Source organism: Burkholderia sp. BE12 (assembly GCF_002959955.1).
Lineage (GTDB): Bacteria > Pseudomonadota > Gammaproteobacteria > Burkholderiales > Burkholderiaceae > Burkholderia.
The window spans coordinates 1-22,215 of sequence record NZ_PREY01000024.1; the positions used below are offsets into that span (position 1 = coordinate 1).

Here is a 22,215-nt window from a genome sequence, read left to right on the forward strand (position 1 = left end):
GTCATATGGCTCATGAAGTTTTATTCCCCGCCCGAGTCGTTGTAATTCACCGCGATTTTATCTCATTAATTACTCACTTTCGCGGGTCTCGGGTTCTTCGTCGAAGATCTGATATTTGCGCATTTTTTCCCACAATACCTTGCGGCTGATGCCGAGCTGCAGGGCCGTGTCCTGACGCCGCCAACCGTTTGCGTCGAGCGCAGCGATCACGCGATTGCGCTCGTTCATGTCCCACTTGCTGCGATCGACGAACACCTCGGCCGCACTCTCCGCCGGCACCGGCTGGGCCGAGTTGCGTGCATGCGCGATCAGCCGCTGCAGCCGCGCGGCATCCCAGCCGCCCGTCTGCCGCACCGTCACGCCGACGCGCTCGGCGAGGTTGCGCAGTTCGCGCACGTTGCCGGGGAAATAGCTGTCCGCGACCGAATCCGTGAGCCAGTACGGCAGATCGGACAACTCGGCGAGCCGCTCCTCGCCGACCACCTGCGCGACGAACGACTTGAACAGCGCGATCTTGTCCACCGCGCCACGCTCTTCCAGCGACGGGATGCTCAGCTCGATCACCGCGAGCCGGTAGTAGAGATCGGCGCGGAACAGCCCGTCCTTCACGAGCTGCGGCAGCTTCTTGTTGCTCGCCGCGACCAGACGGAAATCGACCTTGACCGGCGCCGTCGCGCCGACCCGCAGCACCGCGCCGTCCTCGAGCACGCGCAGCAGCTTGACCTGCTGATACAGCGGCAGATCGCCGACTTCGTCGAGGAACAGCGTGCCGCCGGCCGCCTGCTCGAAATAGCCTTTATGCGCAACAACCGCGCCCGTGAACGATCCTTTCGCATGCCCGAAGAATAGCGATTCGAACAGGCCGTCCGGAATCGCGCCGCAGTTCACCGGCACGAATTCGCCGTGTCGATAGCGCGAATGCTTTTCGTGCAGCAGTTGTGCGATGCGCTCCTTGCCGACGCCGGTTTCGCCGTGCAGCAGCACGTTGGTGTCGCAGTCGGCGAACGTATCGACTTCGTGCAGCAGCGCCTGCATCGATTCGGAGTGCGCGACGAGTTCGGACGGCTGCAACGTTTCGGCTGCGTGCGCGCGCAGTTGCGTGACGAGCTTGCCGATCATGCCGCGCAGTTCCGCGCACGTGAAGTCGAGCGGCAGGATGTGCGAATACTCGGGCGGATACTGCGACGCGTCGTGGTCGCGCGCCGCGCCGACCCAGACCACCGGCATGCCGATGTTGGCCTGCCAGTCGCGCAGGAATGCCGCGCCGCCTTCGATCATCGTCACGCTGATGATCGCCAGCGACCGCCGCATCGCGGCGCGCTCGGGCGAGACCGTCGCGTTGTCGGCGCGGATCACTTCGACGTCGAAGCTCGCCATGCATCGGGCAACGCGGTCGACGATGTCCGCCTTGCCTTCCCAGACGTACAGGTCGAGCTCTTCGATTGCGGGCGTATTTCTCATCTGATCTGCTTCTTCAGTAAACCGTTTGGGCGACCCCGCAATTGAGCGAGATCTGATGGACCGTCGCTGCGCCGACCTGGACGCCGAGCAGATTCAGCAGTGGGACAAGAACTGCGTCAAGACCCGACAGAAGCGGGCCGAGCAGGCCGGTCAAAAACGTGAGCAAGGTGGGCACGAAGGTTGACGGCAACGACAGAAGGTTCACGCCCCCGAGTCCGATGTTGGCCGTGATCGTCGCGGCCGCGAGTTGGCTCAGTGCGGAGCTCAGCGCTGACCCGAGCGCATTCGAGTCGACCGTCCAGTAGTTCGCATCGATTCCCGATACGCCGTTGAAGGTGTGCGATTGAGCGGCACCCTGCACCTGAACCGATATATTGGACAGGCTGGCCGTCAACTGTGCAAGCCCGAGCACATTGACGTTGATGATCTGGGCAGGTGATTTGCAACTGTAAGTCGAGGACAGGCTGATCTTGCCTGACGCATCAAGCGGAGGCTGGCCGATGCACAAATTGGCCACCCCGGGTTGCGCAGTAATGACGACGGTGCTGGTTGCCTGTGTCGACGTGCATTGTGTCGAGTCCAGCCGCGCCGTGCCGGTACCGGCCTGCAGGTAGATCGGCAGGTTCACGTCGACACCGACCTTGAGCGCACCAAGCAACGCCCCGACGATGGGCAACTGTGTCGTGCCAAGATCGACATTCAGATACACACCCACCGCAGCCGTCGACGCCATCGTGCGCCACGTTCCCGTCGCCGGATCCTTCCCGCCCTCGCCGATACCGATCGACGGCGGGCTGATAATCTGCACCTGCAGTTGCGTCCCCGTCAGCCCGCCGAGATTCAGCGACGGCACGTTGACCGTAACCGCGGGCTTGCCCGTTGCCGCGATCTCCGCGCCGACCATCAGCAGGTCGAGCAGATCGACCTGCGCGTTGAGCGCCGCCTGCGTATCCGCGAGCGCGACGTTCAGCAAGCCGCCCGCACCACCAAGGCCGATCGACGTCCCCGGGACGTTGGCGTTCAGGATCGCCTGCAGCGTGGCAAGGCTTGCCTGCAGGCTTGCGTTAGCGACGGTCGTCTTCGTGGCCGCGTTCACCATCAACTGGATCAGTTGCGGCAATGTGAGCTTCAGCGCAAGCAGTTGATCGACCGTGCCGACGCCCGCCGCCACGACGAGGTCACCGACCGTTACGTTCGTGCAGGCAAGCGCTTGATACGATCCGACGTTCAGGTTCAGGTTGGCGCCGAGCAGCGCGCCAATCAGCCCGTTGACGAGCCCCGGATTGCCCGACGTCGGCGCCGATCCGCCCGCGCAGCCGACCCCGCCGAGCGCGGCTAGGGTCGCGCCGACCGAGAACGTATCGATGTTCGTCGAACGCGCGGTCGATACCGCGGACACCGCCTGCGGCGGTCCGACGAAGAAGAACGGCACCTGACGCGTGACGACCACCTTGGCGGCGTTCAACTGCGTGGTCCCGGATGTCGCGGCAGCATAGTAGCTGGGTGCCGGGTTGGCGGACGTATCCCAGCGGCCACACTCGATGTTGATCGTGTCGCCGTTCGACGAGTTGAGCCCGTTCGACTGGGCGTTGCTGGTCGCGGTGGCAGTCGGCTGCGAACAGGCATCGTCCATCCGCTGCACCGCCGCGAGCGCGGCCATGTCGGCAATCCGCTGCACGTCCCGACGCTGGTAAAAAAGATTACCGACGCCAATGGCGCCAAGCGTCGTGATGGCGATCAGCATCGCGATGATCGCCATCACCGAGAACGCGCCGCGCTGCTGTGACGCGCGGCGGATCGTGCCGCCACTGGGCCGGGTAGTCACCGTTTTGCTCCGTCAGCGCGCGAGACCGCCGCCGGACAGTCCGCCGCTGCCGCTGCCGCTACTGCCGCCGCCCGACGCCGACATCGTGCCGAACCACTGTGGGATCGGCGTCTTGAACGAGTCGATATAGCGTTGATAGGCATACGTGCCGGCCGCGCCGTCGATTGGCTGCGGCGTGGCGGCCGCGCGATTCGAACGCTGCAGATCGAGCAGCGCGCTGGTCGCATGACCGATTTCGGACGCCGGCGTGTCGCCTTGCGCATGCGCGACGCTCGCACCCAGCGAGCATGCGAACGCGATGCCCACGGCCCGCACGCGGATTGAGGAAAGGTGAAACATGATGGCCTCCGTGAATATCGTCGTTATCGCGAGAAACGCTGCAGCAGCGGCACGGCAAGATCGAAATTGTCGCTGCTTGCCACCGGCGGCACCGACACATTGGCCGGCGTATAGGCGATAGCGCGTTGCTTCGCGCGCATCGCGGCCGCGACCTTCGTCTCGTCGTCGCGAAGCTGGCTGCGCACCGCAGGCGACAGCTTCTGCTGATCCATCAGCCGCCGCGCGTCCTTCGCATGACCGGTCGCGAGGAGGTAAAGCACGAAATTGCTGAGGATTTTCGGGTTCTTCTGCTCGAGTTCCGCAGCCTTCAACAACGGCACGCGTGCACCTGCCAGATCACCTTCGCGCATCTTCGAATACGCGAGGTCGGACAACGTCGCCGCATCGGTCGGCGCAAGCGCCGTCGCCTGTTCGAGCTGCTGCGCGGCCAGCGCGAAATCGCCGCGGGCGCCGGCGGTCAGGCCCAGCCCGCGATAGCCGCGCGCGGCGAGAGGCGTCGTCAGCAATTTGGTATAAGCGGCCACGCCGGCGTCGTACTGGCCGGTCGCCCGCAATGCGTCGGCGCGCAGCAGGATCGTGTCCGGCGATGCGCCATATTGCTTTTCGTACTGATCGATGTGCGCAAGCGACGCAAAATACAGCCCCTGCGCCTGCATCCGTTCGATCAGACCCAGATACATGCCCGGCGTATCGGGTGCCGCGTTCTTGTCGGCGGCGGCCTGCATCAGCGCGCCGCGTTCGGCCTGCGCACCGATTCCGTATCCGGACTCCTTGAACATCGCGCACCCGCTGGCCAGCAACGCGCACGCCGTCGCGCCTGCAATCGTTCGAACCCACCCCAATCGATTCATCTTGTGTCGCTCCTTCCCCTCATGCCGCATCAGCGCTGAAACGCAGCGAGCGCGGACAGCACGGTCATGATCCCGGGCCCCGCGGTCACGATCAACAGTGCCGGCAACAGCGTGATGATCATCACGCCGGTCATCTTCACCGTCAGGCGGCCGATCTGTTCGCGCAGCGTCGCGCGACGCCCTTCGCGCAGACGGTCGCCGAATTGTTTCAGCGGCTCTTGCACCGCGCCGCCATGCTTGTCGACCTGAATCAGCAAGCGCACGATCGCGCGCAAATCCTCGTTGTCGAAACTGTTCGTGAGACGTTGCAACGATTGCTCGCGCGTGCGCCCAGCCGCGAACTGCCGTTGCGCGACGCCAAGTTCCCACGACAGCACCGGCAACATCGTCTGAAAATCTTGCGTGACGACCTGGATGCTCTGGTCGAGCGACAGGCCGACGCCCTGCAGCAGCCGCAACATGTCGACGAGCAGCGGCAGTTCGGCCGCAATGCTCTGCCGGCGCGCGGTGGCACGCCGGCGCACGTAGATCTTCGGCAGCATGTAGCCGGTCACGAGCGCGACGGCGATCCACAACGGCCAGCGCGTCTGCTGTCCGCGGCCAACCAGTACCAGCACGGCGAGTGCAGGCAGCAGGATCGCGCAGACGATGCGCGCGCCAACGAACAGCGCTCTGGCGCGCACGTCGACGAAACCGCACTGCTCGAGCAACTGGCGATCTTCGTCGGCGATCAGATACCGGCTGAAGCCGGTCTCGAGCCACCGCATCCCGACGTCTTCGAAGCGTTCGCGCAGCCCCGCGAAACGAACGCGCGGCGCGGCAGGCGTCGCCGCGTCGCGCGTGGGCTCCGCGGCACCGGCGCGCGCGGCGGCCGCCTCGACCGCCGCGGCCCGCCGATCGAGCGCATCCACCAGCACGCGCTCGGCACGCTGCACGAGCACGATGCGAACGATCGCGAGCGCGGCGAGCAGCAGCACCCCGACCGATCCGAGCACCAGCGCAAGTGCGCCTAAACGGTTTGCATCCATCGATTCACCTCAGCCGCGCGAGCCGGTACAGCCAGAAACCGCCGATCGCCTGCAGCACGAACGCCAGATAAATCATCTGACGCCCGTTATCGTCGCTCCACATCGTCGTGAAGTAGCGCGGGCTCGTGGCGATGACGAAGCTACCGACCGCGATCGGCAACAGCGCCAGCACCCATGCGGACAGCCGGGTTTCAGCCGACATCGCTGACAGTTCGCGCTCCGCCTGCTCAAGATCGCGCATGAACGTCGACATCCGGTCGAGCATCACGTCCGCCCGCCCGCCGTAGCGGACCGACAGACGCAGCACCGCACCGACCAGTTCGAATTCGCGGATACGATAGGTGTGCGCGATGTGCAGCATCGCGCGATCGATCTCGACACCGGAGCGCAGCATCCGCGACACATCGTCGAGGCAGCGGCGCAGCGGCATCTCGGCAGTCTGAAGCGCCGACTGGAACGCCGCCGGCACGCTGTTCCCGAGCGTCACGAGCCGCACGATCCCGTCGAGAAGCGACGGCAACTGACGGACGATCTTCAGGCGTCGCCGGCTGATGCGCGACGTGACCCACAGCACGATGAGCACACTGCCCGCCACGATCGCGGCCGCCGCGGCTAGCACGCCGCCAGCCATGCCAGCCCACAACGCGAGCAGCACGACGACCGCAAGCGCCATCACCAGGCCGGTGCGCACTTCATCGAGGCCTGCACGGTCGGACAACACGGTCCACGCGTCGAACGCCGACGCGCGCCAGCGTGCGAACCCTTGTTCGGGCTCCTGCGCATTCGCCGTGCTGGCCGCTGAGGCGCGCGCGGTGCGCGTATCGCCTGCCGAGGCGGGCGGGCGGGCGCCCTGTCCCACCCGGCTGTCGAAGAACCGCTGCGTATGCGCACGCCCTTCCCGCACCTGGCTTCCGCGCCACAGTAGCAATCCTGCCGCCGCGCAGATCAGCGCGAACATCAGCGCGAGCAAGGTGGCGCTAGACATTGAAGCCTCCGCCTCGCCCGAAGTTGCCACCGAATCCGCCGCCGGCCGACACCAGCGTGCTGCGGAAACGCGCCAGCTTTGGCGAATGCGGATGAATGCCGAGCGACTCCCAATGATCTATCTCTTCGCCCTCCGGCGTGACGCGCGCCTCGTAGCGATACAACTCTTGCGTCGATACGATGTTGTCCGACATGCCGGTGACTTCGGTGATCGACAGGATGCGGCGGCGACCGTTGGACAGCCGCCCGATCTGCACGATGAAGTCGATCGCGTTGGCGATCTGCCGCCGCAGGCTTGCTTCGGTTCCCTGAAAACCGGCGAAACCCGCCAGCATCTCGAGCCGGTACAGACATTCGCGAGGCGAGCTGGCGTGCACGGTACCCATCGATCCGTCGTGGCCGGTATTCATCGCCTGCAGCATTTCGAGCACTTCGCCGCCGCGCACTTCGCCGACGATGATCCGGTCCGGCCGCATCCGCAGCGTGTTTCGCAGCAGGTCGCGAATCGTCACGATGCCGCTGCCGTCGAACCCGCCGGGACGACTCTCGAGCCGCACGACGTGCGGGTGATTCAACGACAGTTCGGCCGTATCCTCGATCGTCACGACGCGTTCCGCCATCGGGATGTGGAACGCCAGCGCATTCAACAGCGACGTCTTGCCCGAACTGGTGCCGCCCGACACGAGGACGTTGCAGCGCGCGTCGACCGCGGCTTCGAGCAGCCGGCCGATTTCCTCGTTGTAGGTGCCGTTAGCCAGCAGGTCCTCAGGCTTCAGCGGATCCTTGCGGAACTTCCGGATCGATACGACCGGCCCGTCGATTGACAGCGGTTCGATCACGACGTTGACCCGCCCACCGTCGGGCAGCCGCGCATCGACCATCGGGTTCGATTCGTCGAGCCGCCGCCCGACCGGCGCGAGAATCCGTCGCACGATCCGCAGCAGATGCGCGTTGTCGGTAAAGCGGATCGGCAGCTTCGACAGGAGCCCGTGGCGCGACACGTAGATGTCGTTGTAGCCGTTGATCAGGATGTCCTCGACATGCGGGTCCGCCAACAGGTCTTCAATCGGCCCGAAGCCGGCGAGCTCCTTCGTCAGCGCCTCGGCCACCGCGCGCACCTCGCTCTCGTTGAGCGGGATGCGCCGCAGCCGCACGAAGCTGTCGATCTCGAGATCGACGAACTGGTTGATCGCCTGTCGCGACCAACGGCCGAATTCGGCACCCAATTCCTCGATCCGCGTGAGCAGATGCTCGTGCGCAGCATTCTTGATGTCGTGGAACTGTTGCGTTTGCGAGAACGGCGCTGCGCCGTCGGCAAATTGAATGTCGTGTGCCATCGCTTACGACCGCTTCGTTGAGGATTGAATGATGCGCCTGAGCGCCGAAAGGCCGCCGGAAGCACGCTGTGTCGCTCCGGGAGCCGGCGCGCCCGCGAGGCGCTCGACCAGCGGCCCGAGCGCACGGACGTACGGATCGCGTTCCGCGACTTCGGCGATCAACTTGCCCTGGTTCGCCGCATGCCCGATCGACACGCGCCGCGACGGCAGCGTCGCGACTAGCGACAGTTCGAGCCGTTCTGCGATCTGCGCGGGCATCAACCCGAGCTCGGCGTCAAACTGGTTGACGACGAGCCGGATCCTGTCGGTCGCGGCGCCTGCCTCGCGCAACCCGTCCAGCATCTCGACGGCCGACACGACCGACGCCACTCCCTGGTCGCAAACCAGCCATGCTTCGTCCGCCAGGTTCACGACCTGCGCGATGAATTCGCGATTCGGGAAGCCGCCTAGATCGACGATCTGGTGATCGAAGAACGCGCGCAGCCGGTTCAGCAACGCCGCGCACGACGCCGTCGCCACGTCGCGCAGCTCGGCGAGATTCGGCGGCAGCGTCGTCAGGGCGACGCCGCTCGAGTGGCGCGCGAGCGCAGTCGTCACGAACGTGCGGTCGATCCGGCGCAGGTTGCGCACCGCCTCGACGAAATGGAATTCGCAGCGCGTGTTCAGGAACAACGCGCCGTCGCCGGCCGGCAGCCCGAGATCGAGGAGCGCCGCCGTGTGCGCGGGGTCGGCCGGCCGGCGCTGCATCAGCACCGACAGGTTCGCGGCGAGCGTGCTCACGCCCATCCCGGCGCGCGCGCCGAGCAATGCGGTGACCTTCCCGTGGCGATTCGCCGGCTCACCGACGTTGTCGAGCAACACCCGCGTGATCCGCAGCGCCTCGTCGGCCGGAGCGGAAAAATCGACGAAATCGCGCACCCCCGCGCGCAGCGCGGCGAGTGCTCCTTCCGGTTGCGCGAGCGAGCCCAGTGCGACGACCGGCACGCCCGGATGCGCCGCGCGTATTGCAGCTACCACCATACTTGCAGCCGCGCAATCACCGGAAAAATCGATGAATACCAGTGCCGGATTCAACACGCCGATACGCTGCGACAGCGCGGCGCCGTCGAGCGGTACCCCTTCGACCGCGCCGGCGGACACCAACGATTGCGACAGCCAATGCACATGCGCCGCAAGCGAGGATGCGCAGACGAAGTGGTCGGTGACGGCGGGCTCAGCCAAAGAATAGGTTCTCGCATTCATTTTGGATACTCCCAATGAAGCAAGGCATCGCGCCATGCGCGACGGCCTGCGCGGTCCGGTAACGATTCGGCGCGCTCATTTCGAGAACCCCGGCCCTGCATCCGGCGATGCCATGCCGCCCAGGTACGAACGCCACACCGGACCGTCGCGTTGCTCGGACAGCTCGCCCGGCGTCGCGGGCAGCGGTGCGCCCTGCGCGATCGGTGCAACGAGATGCGGCGTAACGATGATCACGAGTTCCTTGTCGTTCTGCTGGTAGCTCAGATTCTTGAAAAACGCACCGATGATGGGCAGATCGCCCAGGAACGGCACCTTGTTGACGTTGGACGTGGTCTCGCGGTCGATCAGGCCGCCGATCACGAAGCTTTCGCCGTCGCCGAGCTCGACCGTCGTGTCCGCGCGCCGCGTCGTCAGCGCGGGCACCTGCACGCCGTTGATCGTGATCGAATGTACGAAGTCGAGCTGGCTCGACTCGGGCGCGACCTTCAGCGCGATTCGCCGCGGGTTCAGCACGGTCGGCGTGACCGTGAGCCCGACGCCATAGGGTTTCCAATCGATCGAGATCGTGCCGAGCGATTGCGGCACCGGCACCGGAATCTCGCCGCCCGCGAGGAAGTTCGCGCTCTGACCGGACAACGCGACGAGCGTCGGCTGCGCGAGTACTCGGGCCAGGTTGTTCGCCTCGAGAATCGACAGGTCGGCGAACAACCCGCGGGACATAGAATGGATGACGAGGTTGAACGCCGACGAAATCGGCACGTTCGTGTTGTAGGTAAGCGAGCTGTTCGGAGAGCCGGTAATCGATGTCAGCCCCGTCGGCGCGAAGGCCCCGAACGCAAAGCCGTTACTTTGCTTGAAGAAGTTGAGCCCGGCCTGCTTCAGCACCGAGCGGCTGAATTCGACGACCCGCACGTCGACCTGCACGACATTCTTGCCGGAGATCGTCGACGCATCGAGCGTCGTCCCGTCCTTGCCTCCGACTGTCTTCGCCGCATGGACTGCCCGCTGATGCCCGTCGAGCGTTCCGGACGCACCGCCGATCACCGTCGTGCCGCCGTACGTGTTCACGCTCGGCGACGCACCGTCGAGGAGTGCCCGCGCCGCGCCGCTCGTGACGTTCACGTTATAGACTGTCGGCTCGTCGCGGCCGCGTTCCCAGATCATCACGTTCGTCGCGCCGGCACTCTTCGCCACCAGCAGCACACCGCCGCGCCCACCCTTCACGACGAGCACGTCGGCCACCGACGGATCGCCGACCGCGACCCGCTGCAGTGCACGCCCCGTCGCAAGCTGCCGTTGCGCGCCGACTGCAAGGCTGATCGTCCCGCTCGTGTCGGCCGCGTCCGACAGCGGCGGCATCGCCAGCGCGCTCAGCGCAATAGCCAAACCAATCAGTTTCTTTTTCATTGTTTGCCGTCTTCGTCCCGCTCAATAAGCGACCGTTTCGGTACGCCCACCCCGAATCACTTCGATGCTGCCACCGCTCGGATGCCGCGCGACCACCCGTGGCGCCACATGCGGAGCCGGCGCCGTCGCACTCTTCGACAACTCGCCCAGCATCATGCCGGCGGCGGCAAGCGCCGACGGGCTCTTGTCGTCGCCGACGCGAATCGCGACGGTTTGCGCCGCGACATCGTCGTCGCGCGGGTTACGCAGCGCGAGCAGGAGCCGACCGCTCTGCTCGGCGAGCGTCAGTGCGTCGACCTGTGCAGTGGGCACGGCCAGCACCGCGGTCCGCATCCCGACCACCGAGCCGTTCGAACTGTCTCGCTCGGTCGTTGCATCGCCAAACGACAGCACGCGGACCTTCGACATCAGCAGCCGCGCCTGAGTATTCACGATCTCCGCCGTCGACGTCCCGCCGATCGCCACGCCGGTCCCGTCGCGCTTCAGATTCACGAACACGTCGACATAGTTGCCGGGGCGCACGCGGTTGCCGACCGCGTTGGTCTCGTCAACCTTGATCGCGACGGCGCGCTCTCCCGGTGCGATCTGCTCGGCGAGGCCGGACGACAATGCGCTCGCGACGACGGCCGCATGTGCGGGAATGTCGGCTGCCGGGGTGCGACCGACCAGTTGCAGCGGATCGGCGAACGCCCCCTGCGGCGCAGCGGTCGACTGCTGGACCTTCAGCGCATCGGCCGGAATCGGTTGGCCGGCTTGCAACGGCCGAGTCGTCACGACGACCGGCACGCTCTGCGTCGCGACCGTCGAGGCAACCGGCGCGACATCGGCCGGCTTGCGACCGAGCATCCACGCATAGATGCCGAGCAGGATCGCGATCGCGATCAGCAAACCCGCAATGATCTTCGTCAGGTTGTTGGCCATGGTGTTGTTATGTTTCCCCGCTACTCACGATTGAATTCTCCGCGCAACGTTGCCGACCGGGGGCTCTCGACCCGGCACGACGCCGTCGCTGCCGTCTATATGATGTTGACCGGGCTGATCTGGACCATCGCGGTTCCGGTGAGTGTCGAAGGCACCGGCAACAGCGAACCGAGCAGCGGGAACGATGGAATCAGCGGACTCTGCGAGTATGGGTAGGTCAGCGTGATCTGCACGCACAGCATCGTCGGGTCGTACGAACAGTTGCCTTGCTGCGTGGGCGAGCATGTCGACCCTTTCAGCCATGTGGTCAGGTTTGTCGCGGCCGTACATGCGGCCTGGGCTCGCGCCGCCAACGCGGCTTGCTGCGCTGCCTGCACCGACGCGGCCGCCCCGACCTGCTGATAGTTCAGCGCGGCGCGAGCGCCTTCCGTTGCGGCAAGCGTCAGATTCTGCTGGGCCGCGAAGATCATCCCGTACGTGATGATCGCGTACAGGATCAGGAAGAACACCGGCAACATCAGCGCAAATTCGATCGCCGTCGCACCGCGCTCGCGACGTCGCATGCCGGATACCGGACAAACGACCGTCATTGCATCCCCCCGGTCGCGATCCGATACAGGCACCACAGCGCCGCAGGGATCACGAGAAACGCGGCATACGGCGACGCCCGGAAACCGGCGATTTGCATCGTCGGGGAACGCCGCTGCCACAACGCCGATACCGGCGTACGGGTAGCGAAGACCAGCGTGCCGGCATGCGCGAATGCCAGCAGGCTCGCAATGATCCAGAGCCACAGCAACGCATGCGGGCCGCACCACGCGCCGAGTACCGCGAATACCTTGACATCCGCGGCACCCATTACGCGCAGCACAAAAAACGGGAACAGACTCAGAAAACCGACCAGTACGCCAATGAGCGCCTGATTCACGGATATGCCAAATGGATTATGTCCGGCGAGCACAAATGCAGACACGAATCCACCGATCACCAGTGAATTCGGTATACGTCTATGACGGATGTCCTCGAGCGCGACGAGCATCGCCCACGCGAGGAAAACCCCGACGCCAGTTAGCAGGATCATTTACGCCCCGAACGGCAAAACTTACCGCGCGGATTGCCGAAGCAATCCGCGCCCCTAACAGCAGGGAAATGAGCAAAAGCTCGTTCGTTATGCCGCGGGCAGTTTGCTGGCGATGTAGTTGAACGCCCCCGCGATGCCACCCGTCAACGTGGTCATGGCACTGACGAGAGCGACGGCGATAAGCCCGGCGATGAGACCGTACTCGACTGCGGTAACCCCGTCTTCTTCTTGAAGGAAACGCTTGATGATTGCTTTCATTTTATTCCTCGTGCCTGTATTTACGTTTTCTGGCCTTTTATACGTATACGTCCCCGCATATCTGGCCGTTTGCCCCAACCGTTCGCTACATCTGCTGTAACGACAACCGGGTGCGCTTTCTTTATAGGTCGCCCCGAAGGGCATTGCTCACGATTTGATGCAAGTTAACATTCGCGATAGCGCTCCTCCTCGAACGTAGTGTACCGAACCGTACATTTGCTTACATCTGCTCCCGATTCTATATCCGTTCCTATTTAAATTCCAACCTCTTTTCAACCGCTCAGCCGGAAAAAATGATCAGGAGCACAACGTATTTGTACGGCGTTTCGGTACGACTTACACATAGGATTTACGATAGGTTAGATGTGCACGCCTAATCCACCAGTAAAACCATTGCCTCGTCCACTAAGCCTGCGTGGGCCCCCACGTTACGCCGCACGCGTAACGCGAATGTTGTGACGTTACGTTACGAAACGGCCGAAACCGTTCTCATTCATCCGCAGTTAAACAGATTCAACAATCTTTCAATTCCCATAACTTCCTTCTCCCACAAGGAATTGCGTCGTTTAAAACCCGTCGCCGACCCGCCGGGTATCGAAATGGCACGACAGTTGCAGAGTACTCCTCGCACCACTCAACACAACGCAGTTCACAAACACATTTTTAATGCGAGGAAGAAATGGACATTAAGGTTATCCCTCATGGCGTGTTCCGGACGACTCTGATCGCGGCCACCGTTGCAGCCATGCTCTCCCTCTCCGCGTGCGGCGGCTCCGGCTCCATCAGCCAGGGTCTCGGCGGCGGCTCCAGCTCGGGCAGCGGCGACACGATCTCCACGTCGGGCGGCAACGGTACGAGCGGCACCTCGGGTACGAGCGGTACCTCCGGCACCAGCGGAACCTCGGGCACGAGCGGCACCAGCGGTACGTCCGGTACCAGCGGCACCTCGGGTACGAGCGGCACGTCCGGCACGAGCGGAACTTCGGGCACGAGCGGTACGTCCGGCACCTCGGGTGTGTCGTCGAACCCGGTGGGAACTGTCCTCGCAAGCAGCAGCAATATCATCACGAGTGTCGGCGGCACCGTCTCCGGTCTCGGCTCCGTCATCGGCAGCCAGTCGCTGCCGGGCGTCAATCCGGCCACCACGCAAGCCGCGGGCGGCATCGTGCAAAGCGTCGGCGGCGCGGTCACCGCCCTGGGCAACGGCCTCGGTAGCGGCCTCGGCCAGCTCGGCGCAACGAAGGATCCGGTCGGCACCACGGTCGCCAGCACCGGCGGCGTGGTCAATCAGCTCGGCGGCGCGGTCACGCAAACGGGCAACCTGGTCACGAGCCTCGGCAGCGGCCCGCTGTCGCCGCTCGCGCCGGTCACGGGCGCTGTCGGCGGCCTCGTATCGACGCTCGGCGGCGCCGTGTCGAACGGCGGCACCACGCTCACCAACGCACTGTCGACGGGCCCGATTCAGCAGGTCACGCAAACGGTCAGCTCGGCCATCACGCCGATCACGACGATGGTCGGCCAGACGACCCAGACGATCGGCACGGCAACCGGCCTCGGCGCACCGGTCAACACGCTGCTCGGCACGATCGGCAACGGGCTGAACCAGGCCGGCGCCCTGCTCGCATCGACGGGCGGCAACCCGGTCACCACCGGCCTCGGCAACACCGTCTCGTCGACGGGCAACACCGTGAAGGCCGTCGGCGGCCTGCTCACGGGCGGCACCGGCGGCGTGACCAACCCGCTCGCCCCGCTCACGGGTCTCGTCTCGACGGTCACCGGCACACTCGGCGGCGCAACGGGCGGCGGCAGCGGCCCGCTCGCACCGATCACGGGCCTCGTCTCGACCGTCACCGGCACACTTGGCGGCGCAACGGGTGGCGGCAGCGGCCCGCTCGCACCGGTCACGGGCCTCGTCTCGACGGTCACCGGTGCACTGGGCGGCGCAGCAGGCGGTAGCGGCGGCCCGCTGGCACCGGTCACGGGTCTCGTCTCGACGGTCACCGGCGCGCTCGGCGGCGCAACAGGCGGCACCAGCGGCGGCCCGCTCGCGCCGGTCACGGGTCTGCTCGGCGCAGTCACGGGCGCACTCGGCGGCGTAACAGGCGGCGCAGGCGGCAGCAGCCCGCTCGCCCCGGTGACGAACGCCGTCTCCACGGTTACCAGCACGGTCGGCGCACCGGCACTGAGCGGCGGCACGGGTGCCGTCACGAACTCGGGCTCGTCGTCGAATCTGCTTGCGCCCGTCACGTCGCTGATCGGCGGCCTGCTCGGCGGCACGCACGGCAAGTAATCCGACATCCATTCATCGAAAGACAGCGAGGAGTCCATCATGTCCCAGCAACGTTCCATCACGACGGTCGCCCTGCGCCAGTGGCGTGTGCCCCTCACCGCCTTCGCCGCCGCGTGCCTGCTGGCCGCCTGCGGCGGTGGCGGCGTCAGCTCGCCGCCGACCAGCAGCAACGACAACAACAACCCGAGCACGAGCGGCACGCCCGGCACGAGCGGCACCAGCGGCTCGCCGACGGGCACCAAGGGCGTCGTCAGCACGGTCGGCCAGACGGCCACCGACCTCGGCAGCACGGTCGGCAACATCAGCCTGCCGGGCCTCGGCGACGGCGTGACGAAGGGCGTCGGCAGCACGCTCTCCAGCACCGGCACGATCGTCGGCGCGGCCGCCGATGCGGTGAGCAACGGGCTGGGGCAGATCGGCTCGACGAAGGATCCGGTCGGCACCACGGTTGCCGGTCTGGGCAACGTCGTCGGCGCGACCAGCAACACGGTGTCCGGCCTGAGCTCGACGGTCAAGGCGCTGGGCACCGGTCCGCTCGCACCGCTCGCGCCGGTCACGACGCCGGTCGGCACCGTGCTCGATACGGTTGCCAACGGCCTGACGGCCGCCGGCACGACGATCGGCTCGACGCTGTCGTCGGGCGCCGTGCAGCAGGTCACGCAACCGATCAGCTCGGCGATCACGCCGCTCGTGATCACCGCCGGCCAGGTCACGCAGCAGGTTGGCACGACGACCGGCCTCGGCCAACCCGTCTCGGGCCTGCTCGGCCAGATCGGCGGCGCAATCAGCTCGGCCGGCAAGCAAGTCGGCGGCACGTCGAGCCAGCCGCTCGTCGGCGACGTCGGCCAGCTCGTGAGCGCGGTCGGCAATACCGTGACCAACGCGGGCGGCCTCGTCAATCCGAACGGCCCGAACGGCGCGGCACCGATCCCCGGCCTGATCACGAGCCTCGTCGGCGGCTCGACGGCAACCGTCGCGAGCGGCTCGTCGTCGGGTTCCGGTTCGACGAACCCGCTCGGCGGCTTGCTGTCGGGTCTCGGCTCGACGCCGCTCGGCTCGCTCACGGGCGCGCTCGGCGGTGCAACGGGCGGCTCGGCCAGCGGCCCGCTCGCGCCGGTGACCGGCCTCGTCTCCACGGTGACCGGCGCACTGGGCGGCGCAACGGGTGGCGCAGGCAGTGCAAACCCTCTCGCGCCCGTCACCGGTTTGCTGAATACTGTCACCGGAGCAGTTGGCGGTGCAGCAGGGTCCGGGGGCTCGAGCCCGCTCGCGCCGGTCACGTCGCTGGTCGGCAGCGTGTCGGGGACGGCATCGTCGGGCAGTGGTTCGACGGGCCTGCTGGCACCGGTCACGGGGCTGCTGGGTACGCTGGGTAGCGTGGGCAAGTAAGGAGGACGGTCGCGTCATCGCAGCCGGAGCGAATGGCGCGGCCGTACAAACACAACCGGCATTGCGGCACGCGGCGCGCGACACCCTGGTGTCGTGCGCCGGCATTACAAAGAAGACGAAAAGCAAGGCCTACGAGGAAGAACAATGAAATCCAGACTCGACAGATGGATGATGCTGCTCGCCATCGCGGCAGCTGGCACGGCACAGGCGCAAACGCGCGTCGGCGGTAACCCGCTCGATTCCCTCCCCCAGATCAACGCACCGAAGACGGGCCCGAACGTCACCGTTCAGGTCGCACCGCAGGCGCCGCAATTGCAGGAGCTTCTGTCGCGGCATCTGACGCCGACGACGTTCCAGGTCGAAGGCGTGAAGTCGGTGCCGTTCGAGGAAATCACGCGCCGCTTCACACCGCTCGTCGGCAAGGACATCACGATCGGCGAGCTGATCGAAACCGCCAACGGCGTGACGAAGCTGTACCAGGAACGCGGCTACGCACTGTCGTTCGCGTTCGTTCCCGCACAGACGTTCGAGAACGGCGTCGTGCGCATCACGGTGGTCGAAGGCTACGTGTCGGACGTCAAGGTCACCGGCAAACCCGGCGCGATGGAACCGAAGATTCGCGCGATCGCCGCGCACATCACGGCCGATCGCCCGCTGCGCCGCGCGACGTTCGAGCGCTACGTGAACACGTTCGGCCTGCTGCCCGGCCTCACGGTGAAGGCGAATGTCCCGCCGCCGCAAACCACCGACGGCGCGACGACGCTCGAACTCGCGGTGGATCGCAAGCCGTTCAACGTCAGCACGGGTATCGACTTCAACCACCCGGGCGTCCAGGGCCTCATCACCGCAACCGAGAACGGCCTCACGTCGTTCGGCGAGCAGTTGAGCATCTCGGCGCTCGCGCCGCCGGGACGCGACAAGCAGACCTACTTCGCATTCAGCGGCGCAGTGCCGGTCGGCAGCAGTGGCCTGATTACACGCCTCGACGCAAGCACCTATCGCGGCAAGCCGACCAACAATCCAGGCCTGCCGTCATACGTCGAGCGCACCGTGAAGAACGAGAAGCTCGGTCTTTCGGCATCCTATCCGATACTGTTGAACAATCAGCGCAGCCTGCTCGGCACCGTGTCGGGCTATGCGTCGCACAACGAGGACCGCTACCAGAACCAGATCAATGGCGCGACCCTCGATAACCGATCTCAAGTTCGCGTGATGCAACTGCAGCTCGACTACACGAGCGTCCAGCCGAAACAGGTACAGAAGCTGAGCGTCAACGTTGCGAAGGGCTTGAACATCCTCGGCGCGTCGAAAGCGCAGGACATCACCGTCGGTACGACAACGACCTCGGTGGACAACCCGATCTCGCTGACCTTCGTCCGCACCGGCGCGACCTTCACGCAGACGAACGAATGGCCGTTCCGGATCGGCACGTCGGTTTCGCTGACCGGGCAATACAGTCCGGACTCGCTGCCGACGTCCGAACAGATCTCGTTCGGCTCGACCCGTTACGCGCTCGGCTACCAGCCGGGCGAAACGTCGGGCGACTCCGGCTGGGGGATGTCACTGGAAGTCAACCGCGGTTTCACACCGGGCTGGACGTATCTGAAATCGATCACGCCGTACGTCGCATATGACATGGCGCGCGTGTATCTGCACTCGGGCACGCCATCGCCGAGCCGCATGTCGTCGGTCGGCATCGGCGTGCGGCTCACGGACAGCCGCTACTACAGCCTCGACCTGAACGTCGCCAAACCGGTGGGCGACGCACCGGTCGAAAGCGCGTCACGCAGCCCGCGCATCAACGCCGCATTCTCGTATCAGCTCAACTGATCGGTCACCAAAGTCACGAAACAGCCCGCGTCATGCGGGTTGTTTCGATTAGAGTCCCCTCTATCAAACGTGGCGCGCGGTTTCACGTATTCTGGCGAAGCTCGCAACAGGCCCGCCCCATGTAGACGGTCGTGCGAGCGAATCGAACAGACATGCAAAACAAGGAGGATGACAATGATTCAACTGACCCGCCCGTTGCGTGCAATCGCCATTGCCGGCGCCCTGCTCGCGTGCGCAGCCCCCACGTTCGCGCAAGCCGACAGCCCCGTCGGCATGTGGCAGACGATCGACGACAACACCCATCAACCGAAGGCACTCGTGCAGATCGCCGAGGACGGCGACGGCTCGCTGACGGGCAAGGTCGTCAAGGGCCTCGGTGCGAACGATACGCCCGATCGCCGCTGCACCGCGTGCACGGACGAGCGCAAGGATCAGCTCATCAAGGGCATGACGATCATCAAGGCGATGAAGAAGGAAGGCGACCACTGGGACGGCGGCAACATTCTCGACCCGGAGAACGGCAAGGTCTACAAGTGCAAGATGACGCTTGAAGACGGCGGCCAGAAGCTCGTGGTGCGCGGCTACATCGGCGTGTCGCTGCTGGGCCGGTCGCAGACCTGGGTTCGCCAGCAATAACGCAGTACGCGCCGAAACGCGCGGCTCAATGAAAAAATCGGCCTGCGACGACGTCGCCAGGCCGATTTCTTTTGGTGCGTGCACAACGAAAACCAATGGGCATCACGCCGCTCGCTTCATCGCATCCGATGCATAGCTACCCGGTGCACGATACGCGGGCGCCGCGTTGCTACGCGCCTCCGCCGCCTTCGATTGCGTGTGCTTGCGCATTCGCGCGGACAGTTCATTGCACAGATTCATGCCGGCGTCGCCATAGAGCTCGCGCATCACGTTCATCAGCGTGCCCGTTTCGTGCCACGCCTTGAAGCGGCGATGGCATGTTTGATATGACGGGTAACGGCGCGGCATGGCCGACCAGGTTGCACCACTGTAGATCACCCAGAGCACACCGTTCAGCACGGCCCGCGTATTGGCTAACGGCCGGCCGCGCAACTCGGTGCGCGGCTGCATTTCGGGCAGAAGCGGCGCGACGCAGCGCCATTCGTGGTCGGTTAAATCGCGATACGGTGTCATGGACATCTCCAGCCTTAATAACCATGACACCACAATATCGGCTCACCTCAACGATGAATATAAGACAAATCCGAAAATACCCGAAGATTGGCCGAATTTAACCGAAATTGAAGTTTAAATTCCGCCAATGGCGAGCGCCCTCGATCAGCTCAGGTCAACGACGTATCGACGATGCGGCGCGGCGTTTCGAGATATTCCTTCGACTGCATTTCGACGATGCGCGAGACCGTACGCGCGAATTCGTTGGCCATCGGGCCTTCGACGTACAACGCTTCGGCCGGCACCGCCGCGGACATCAGCAGCTTGACCTTGTGATCGTACAGCACGTCGATGAGCCACGTGAAGCGGCGCGCTTCGGACGCCATCCGCGGCGACATCTGCGGCACCTCGGACAGCACGATCGCATGAAAGCGGCTCGCCAGTTCGAGGTAGTCGTTCTGCGAACGCGGGCCGCCGCACAGCGTCGCGAAATCGAACCATACGACGCCGTCCGCCTTGCGCAGCGCCTTCAGTTCACGCTTCTCGATATGCAGGATCGGGCTCTCGTCGGGCACGGCCGCGAGCTTGCCGAATGCATGGCGCAGTTCGCGATCGGCTTCCGCGCCGAGCGGCGTGTGATACATCTTCACCTGCGCGAGCGTGCGCTGGCGATAGTCGACCCCCGCATCGACGTTGAGCACGTCGAGCTTTTCCTTGATCAGCGCGATCGCCGGCAGCATGCGGTCGCGATGCAGGCCGTCCGGATACAGGTCGTCGGGATCGTAATTGGACGTCATCACGAACTGCACGCCGTTGTTGAACAGGCGATCGAGCAAGCGATACAGGATCATCGCGTCGGCGATGTCCGACACGTGGAATTCGTCGAAGCAGATCAGCCGGTAACGCTTCGCGATGCGGCGCGCGAGTTCGTCGAGCGGATCGGCCTGCCCTTTCAGCTCCTCGAGCTCGCGGTGCACTTCGCGCATGAATTCGTGGAAATGCAGGCGCGTCTTGCGCTGCACGGGCACGACTGCGTAGAAGCTGTCCATCAGGAAGCTCTTGCCGCGACCGACACCGCCCCACATGTAGACGCCGCGCGGCAGGTCCGGATGAATGATGAGCTTCTTGAAAGCATTCGAGCGGCGCGCCTTGTATTCGACCCACTCGTCGAAACAGCGCTGCAGGCGGTCGACGGCCGCGCGCTGAGCGGGATCGGACTGATAGCCGCGCGTGGTCAGTTCGCGCGTGTAGTATTCGGTGACGTTCATCGGGCAAACCGGAAAGAACGAAGGCGAGCGGGAAACCCCGCCCGCCTTCGTCATGAGACGGCCGCGCCGGCCGACGGCCGGCAGGCGCTACACCGTGCTCAGCTGTTCAGCGAGCGCTTGTCGACCGCGAGCGCCGCTTCGCGCATCACTTCCGACATCGACGGGTGCGGATGGCAGATGCGGGCGATGTCTTCCGACGCCGCCTTGAACTCCATCGCCACCACGGCTTCCGCGATCAGGTCCGACGCGTTCGCTGCGATCACGTGCACGCCGAGCAGTTCGTCGGTCTTTGCGTCCGCAATCATCTTCACGAAACCGTCCGGCGCGTTCATGCCGAGCGCGCGGCCGTTGATCGAGAACGGGAACTTGCCCGTCTTGATCTCGCGGCCTTCGGCCTTCAGCTGCTGTTCCGTCTTGCCGACCCATGCGATTTCCGGGTACGTGTAGATCACCCACGGAATGCAGTTGTAGTCGATGTGCGGCTTCTGCCCGTCGATCACTTCCGCGACCAGCACGCCTTCGTCTTCCGCCTTGTGCGCGAGCATCGGGCCGCGCACCACGTCGCCGATCGCGTACACGTTCGGCACCGCCGTGCGGCAGTGGTCGTCCACGTCGATGAAGCCGCGCTCGTTCGCCTTCAGGCCGATCGCTTCGAGGCCGAGGTTGTCGGTGTTCGGCACGCGGCCGACCGACACGATCAGGCGGTCGGCGTCGAGCGTCTGCGCGTTGCCGTCCTTGTCCGTGTAGGCGATCGACACGCCGTCGGCGGTCGTCTTCACGTCGCCGATCTTCACGCCGAGATGGATGTCGAGGCCCTGCTTCTTGAACAGCTTCGCCGCTTCCTTCGCAAGCGCTTCGTCGGCTGCGCCGAGGAACGCCGGCAGCGCTTCGAGCACCGTCACGTCGGCACCGAGGCGGCGCCACACCGAGCCGAGCTCGAGGCCGATCACGCCCGCGCCGATCACGGCGAGCTTCTTCGGCACCGAGTCGAATGTCAGCGCACCTTCGTTGTCCGACACGATCTTGTTGTCGACCGGAACGTTCGGCAAGTGACGCGCCTTCGAACCCGTCGCGATGATCACGTTCTTCGCGGTGACGACTTCGGTTTCACCCTCGCCGCTCACTTCGATCTGCACGCCAGCATCGGTCTTGCCGGTGAACTTGCCATGGCCCTTCAGCCAGGTGATCTTGTTCTTCTTGAACAGGAACTCGATCCCGCTCGTCATCTTCTCGACGATCGCGTCCTTGCGGCCGAGCATCTTCGCGACGTCGATCTTCACGCCGTCGACCGTGATGCCGTGGTCGGCCAGGTGATGCGACGTGTTCTCGAACTCTTCCGACGACGCGAGCAGCGCCTTCGACGGGATGCAGCCGACGTTCAGGCAGGTGCCGCCGAGCTTCAGCGCGCCGGCCGGGTTCTTCCACTTCTCGATACAGGCAACGGTCTTGCCGAGCTGCGCGGCGCGAATCGCGGCGATGTAGCCGCCGGGGCCGGCGCCGATCACGACGACGTCAAATTCCTTGGACATGACAATCCTTTCTACTTGTACGTCCGCAGGTTCACGCGTGGGCGCGA

20 protein-coding genes are annotated in these 22,215 nt (G+C 65.1%); 4 read left to right on the plus strand and 16 right to left on the minus strand.

Annotated features, from left to right (window positions below):
• Window positions 1-69 precede the first annotated feature (69 nt).
• From C4B30_RS24295 to C4B30_RS24355, 13 genes are all read right to left on the minus strand, one after another.
• A complete protein-coding gene (locus C4B30_RS24295) occupies window positions 70-1,461 on the minus strand; it encodes a sigma 54-interacting transcriptional regulator (RefSeq protein WP_027784300.1) in 1,392 nt (463 codons plus the stop codon).
• Between the two features lie 13 nt (window positions 1,462-1,474).
• On the minus strand, window positions 1,475-3,286 hold the full coding sequence (locus tag C4B30_RS24300; RefSeq protein WP_027784299.1) for a TadG family pilus assembly protein: 1,812 nt from the start codon (window positions 3,284-3,286) through the stop codon (window positions 1,475-1,477).
• Window positions 3,287-3,298: 12 nt separating this feature from the next.
• Window positions 3,299-3,625, minus strand: coding sequence for a DUF3613 domain-containing protein (locus tag C4B30_RS24305; protein WP_027784298.1), 327 nt, complete (start codon window positions 3,623-3,625; stop codon window positions 3,299-3,301).
• Window positions 3,626-3,648: 23 nt separating this feature from the next.
• On the minus strand, window positions 3,649-4,476 hold the full coding sequence (locus C4B30_RS24310; protein WP_027784297.1) for a pilus assembly protein: 828 nt from the start codon (window positions 4,474-4,476) through the stop codon (window positions 3,649-3,651).
• 29 nt (window positions 4,477-4,505) lie between these two features.
• Complete coding sequence (locus C4B30_RS24315) at window positions 4,506-5,504, minus strand: type II secretion system F family protein (protein WP_027784296.1); 999 nt, start codon at window positions 5,502-5,504, stop codon at window positions 4,506-4,508.
• A gap of 4 nt (window positions 5,505-5,508) precedes the next feature.
• Window positions 5,509-6,489 (minus strand): type II secretion system F family protein, encoded by a 981-nt coding sequence (locus C4B30_RS24320; RefSeq protein WP_027784295.1) that lies wholly within the window; start codon window positions 6,487-6,489, stop codon window positions 5,509-5,511.
• Complete coding sequence (locus C4B30_RS24325; protein WP_027784294.1) at window positions 6,482-7,825, minus strand: CpaF family protein; 1,344 nt, start codon at window positions 7,823-7,825, stop codon at window positions 6,482-6,484. Before C4B30_RS24325 ends, C4B30_RS24320 begins: the two co-directional genes overlap by 8 nt.
• Before the next feature lie 3 nt (window positions 7,826-7,828).
• A complete protein-coding gene (locus C4B30_RS24330; RefSeq protein WP_027784293.1) occupies window positions 7,829-9,067 on the minus strand; it encodes a fimbrial protein in 1,239 nt (412 codons plus the stop codon).
• A gap of 75 nt (window positions 9,068-9,142) precedes the next feature.
• Window positions 9,143-10,474 carry a type II and III secretion system protein family protein gene (locus tag C4B30_RS24335; protein ID WP_027784292.1) on the minus strand — a complete coding sequence of 444 codons (1,332 nt, stop codon included), beginning with the start codon at window positions 10,472-10,474 and terminating at the stop codon, window positions 9,143-9,145.
• A gap of 21 nt (window positions 10,475-10,495) precedes the next feature.
• Window positions 10,496-11,395: a Flp pilus assembly protein CpaB gene (gene cpaB / locus C4B30_RS24340; protein ID WP_027784291.1), complete on the minus strand. Its 900-nt coding sequence runs from the start codon at window positions 11,393-11,395 to the stop codon at window positions 10,496-10,498.
• Window positions 11,396-11,490: 95 nt separating this feature from the next.
• Window positions 11,491-11,985: a TadE/TadG family type IV pilus assembly protein gene (locus tag C4B30_RS24345; protein WP_027784290.1), complete on the minus strand. Its 495-nt coding sequence runs from the start codon at window positions 11,983-11,985 to the stop codon at window positions 11,491-11,493.
• Window positions 11,982-12,476 carry an A24 family peptidase gene (locus C4B30_RS24350; protein ID WP_027784289.1) on the minus strand — a complete coding sequence of 165 codons (495 nt, stop codon included), beginning with the start codon at window positions 12,474-12,476 and terminating at the stop codon, window positions 11,982-11,984. The genes C4B30_RS24345 and C4B30_RS24350 overlap by 4 nt, the downstream gene beginning before the upstream one ends.
• Window positions 12,477-12,563: 87 nt before the next feature.
• On the minus strand, window positions 12,564-12,734 hold the full coding sequence (locus C4B30_RS24355) for a Flp family type IVb pilin (RefSeq protein ID WP_027784288.1): 171 nt from the start codon (window positions 12,732-12,734) through the stop codon (window positions 12,564-12,566).
• Window positions 12,735-13,413: 679 nt separating this feature from the next.
• Between C4B30_RS24355 and C4B30_RS24365 the strand changes: the two genes are divergently transcribed.
• The 4 genes from C4B30_RS24365 (at window position 13,414) to C4B30_RS24380 (ending at window position 18,879) form a co-directional block, all read left to right on the plus strand.
• Window positions 13,414-15,024 carry a collagen-like triple helix repeat-containing protein gene (locus tag C4B30_RS24365; protein WP_105133100.1) on the plus strand — a complete coding sequence of 537 codons (1,611 nt, stop codon included), beginning with the start codon at window positions 13,414-13,416 and terminating at the stop codon, window positions 15,022-15,024.
• A 39-nt stretch (window positions 15,025-15,063) separates the two neighbouring features.
• Window positions 15,064-16,413 (plus strand): collagen-like triple helix repeat-containing protein, encoded by a 1,350-nt coding sequence (locus C4B30_RS24370; protein WP_027784286.1) that lies wholly within the window; start codon window positions 15,064-15,066, stop codon window positions 16,411-16,413.
• Between the two features lie 144 nt (window positions 16,414-16,557).
• Entirely contained in the window at window positions 16,558-18,243 is a 1,686-nt protein-coding gene (locus tag C4B30_RS24375; protein WP_027784285.1) for a ShlB/FhaC/HecB family hemolysin secretion/activation protein, read from the plus strand.
• Between the two features lie 174 nt (window positions 18,244-18,417).
• Window positions 18,418-18,879: a DUF2147 domain-containing protein gene (locus C4B30_RS24380; protein ID WP_027784284.1), complete on the plus strand. Its 462-nt coding sequence runs from the start codon at window positions 18,418-18,420 to the stop codon at window positions 18,877-18,879.
• 102 nt (window positions 18,880-18,981) lie between these two features.
• On the opposite strand, the gene C4B30_RS24385 is transcribed toward C4B30_RS24380, so the two are convergent.
• The 3 genes from C4B30_RS24385 to lpdA form a co-directional block, all read right to left on the minus strand.
• Window positions 18,982-19,392 (minus strand): transposase, encoded by a 411-nt coding sequence (locus C4B30_RS24385; RefSeq protein ID WP_027784283.1) that lies wholly within the window; start codon window positions 19,390-19,392, stop codon window positions 18,982-18,984.
• A gap of 149 nt (window positions 19,393-19,541) precedes the next feature.
• On the minus strand, window positions 19,542-20,639 hold the full coding sequence (zapE, locus tag C4B30_RS24390; RefSeq protein ID WP_027784282.1) for a cell division protein ZapE: 1,098 nt from the start codon (window positions 20,637-20,639) through the stop codon (window positions 19,542-19,544).
• 98 nt (window positions 20,640-20,737) lie between these two features.
• Window positions 20,738-22,168 (minus strand): dihydrolipoyl dehydrogenase, encoded by a 1,431-nt coding sequence (lpdA, locus tag C4B30_RS24395; RefSeq protein ID WP_027784281.1) that lies wholly within the window; start codon window positions 22,166-22,168, stop codon window positions 20,738-20,740.
• Between the last annotated feature and the right edge of the window lie 47 nt (window positions 22,169-22,215).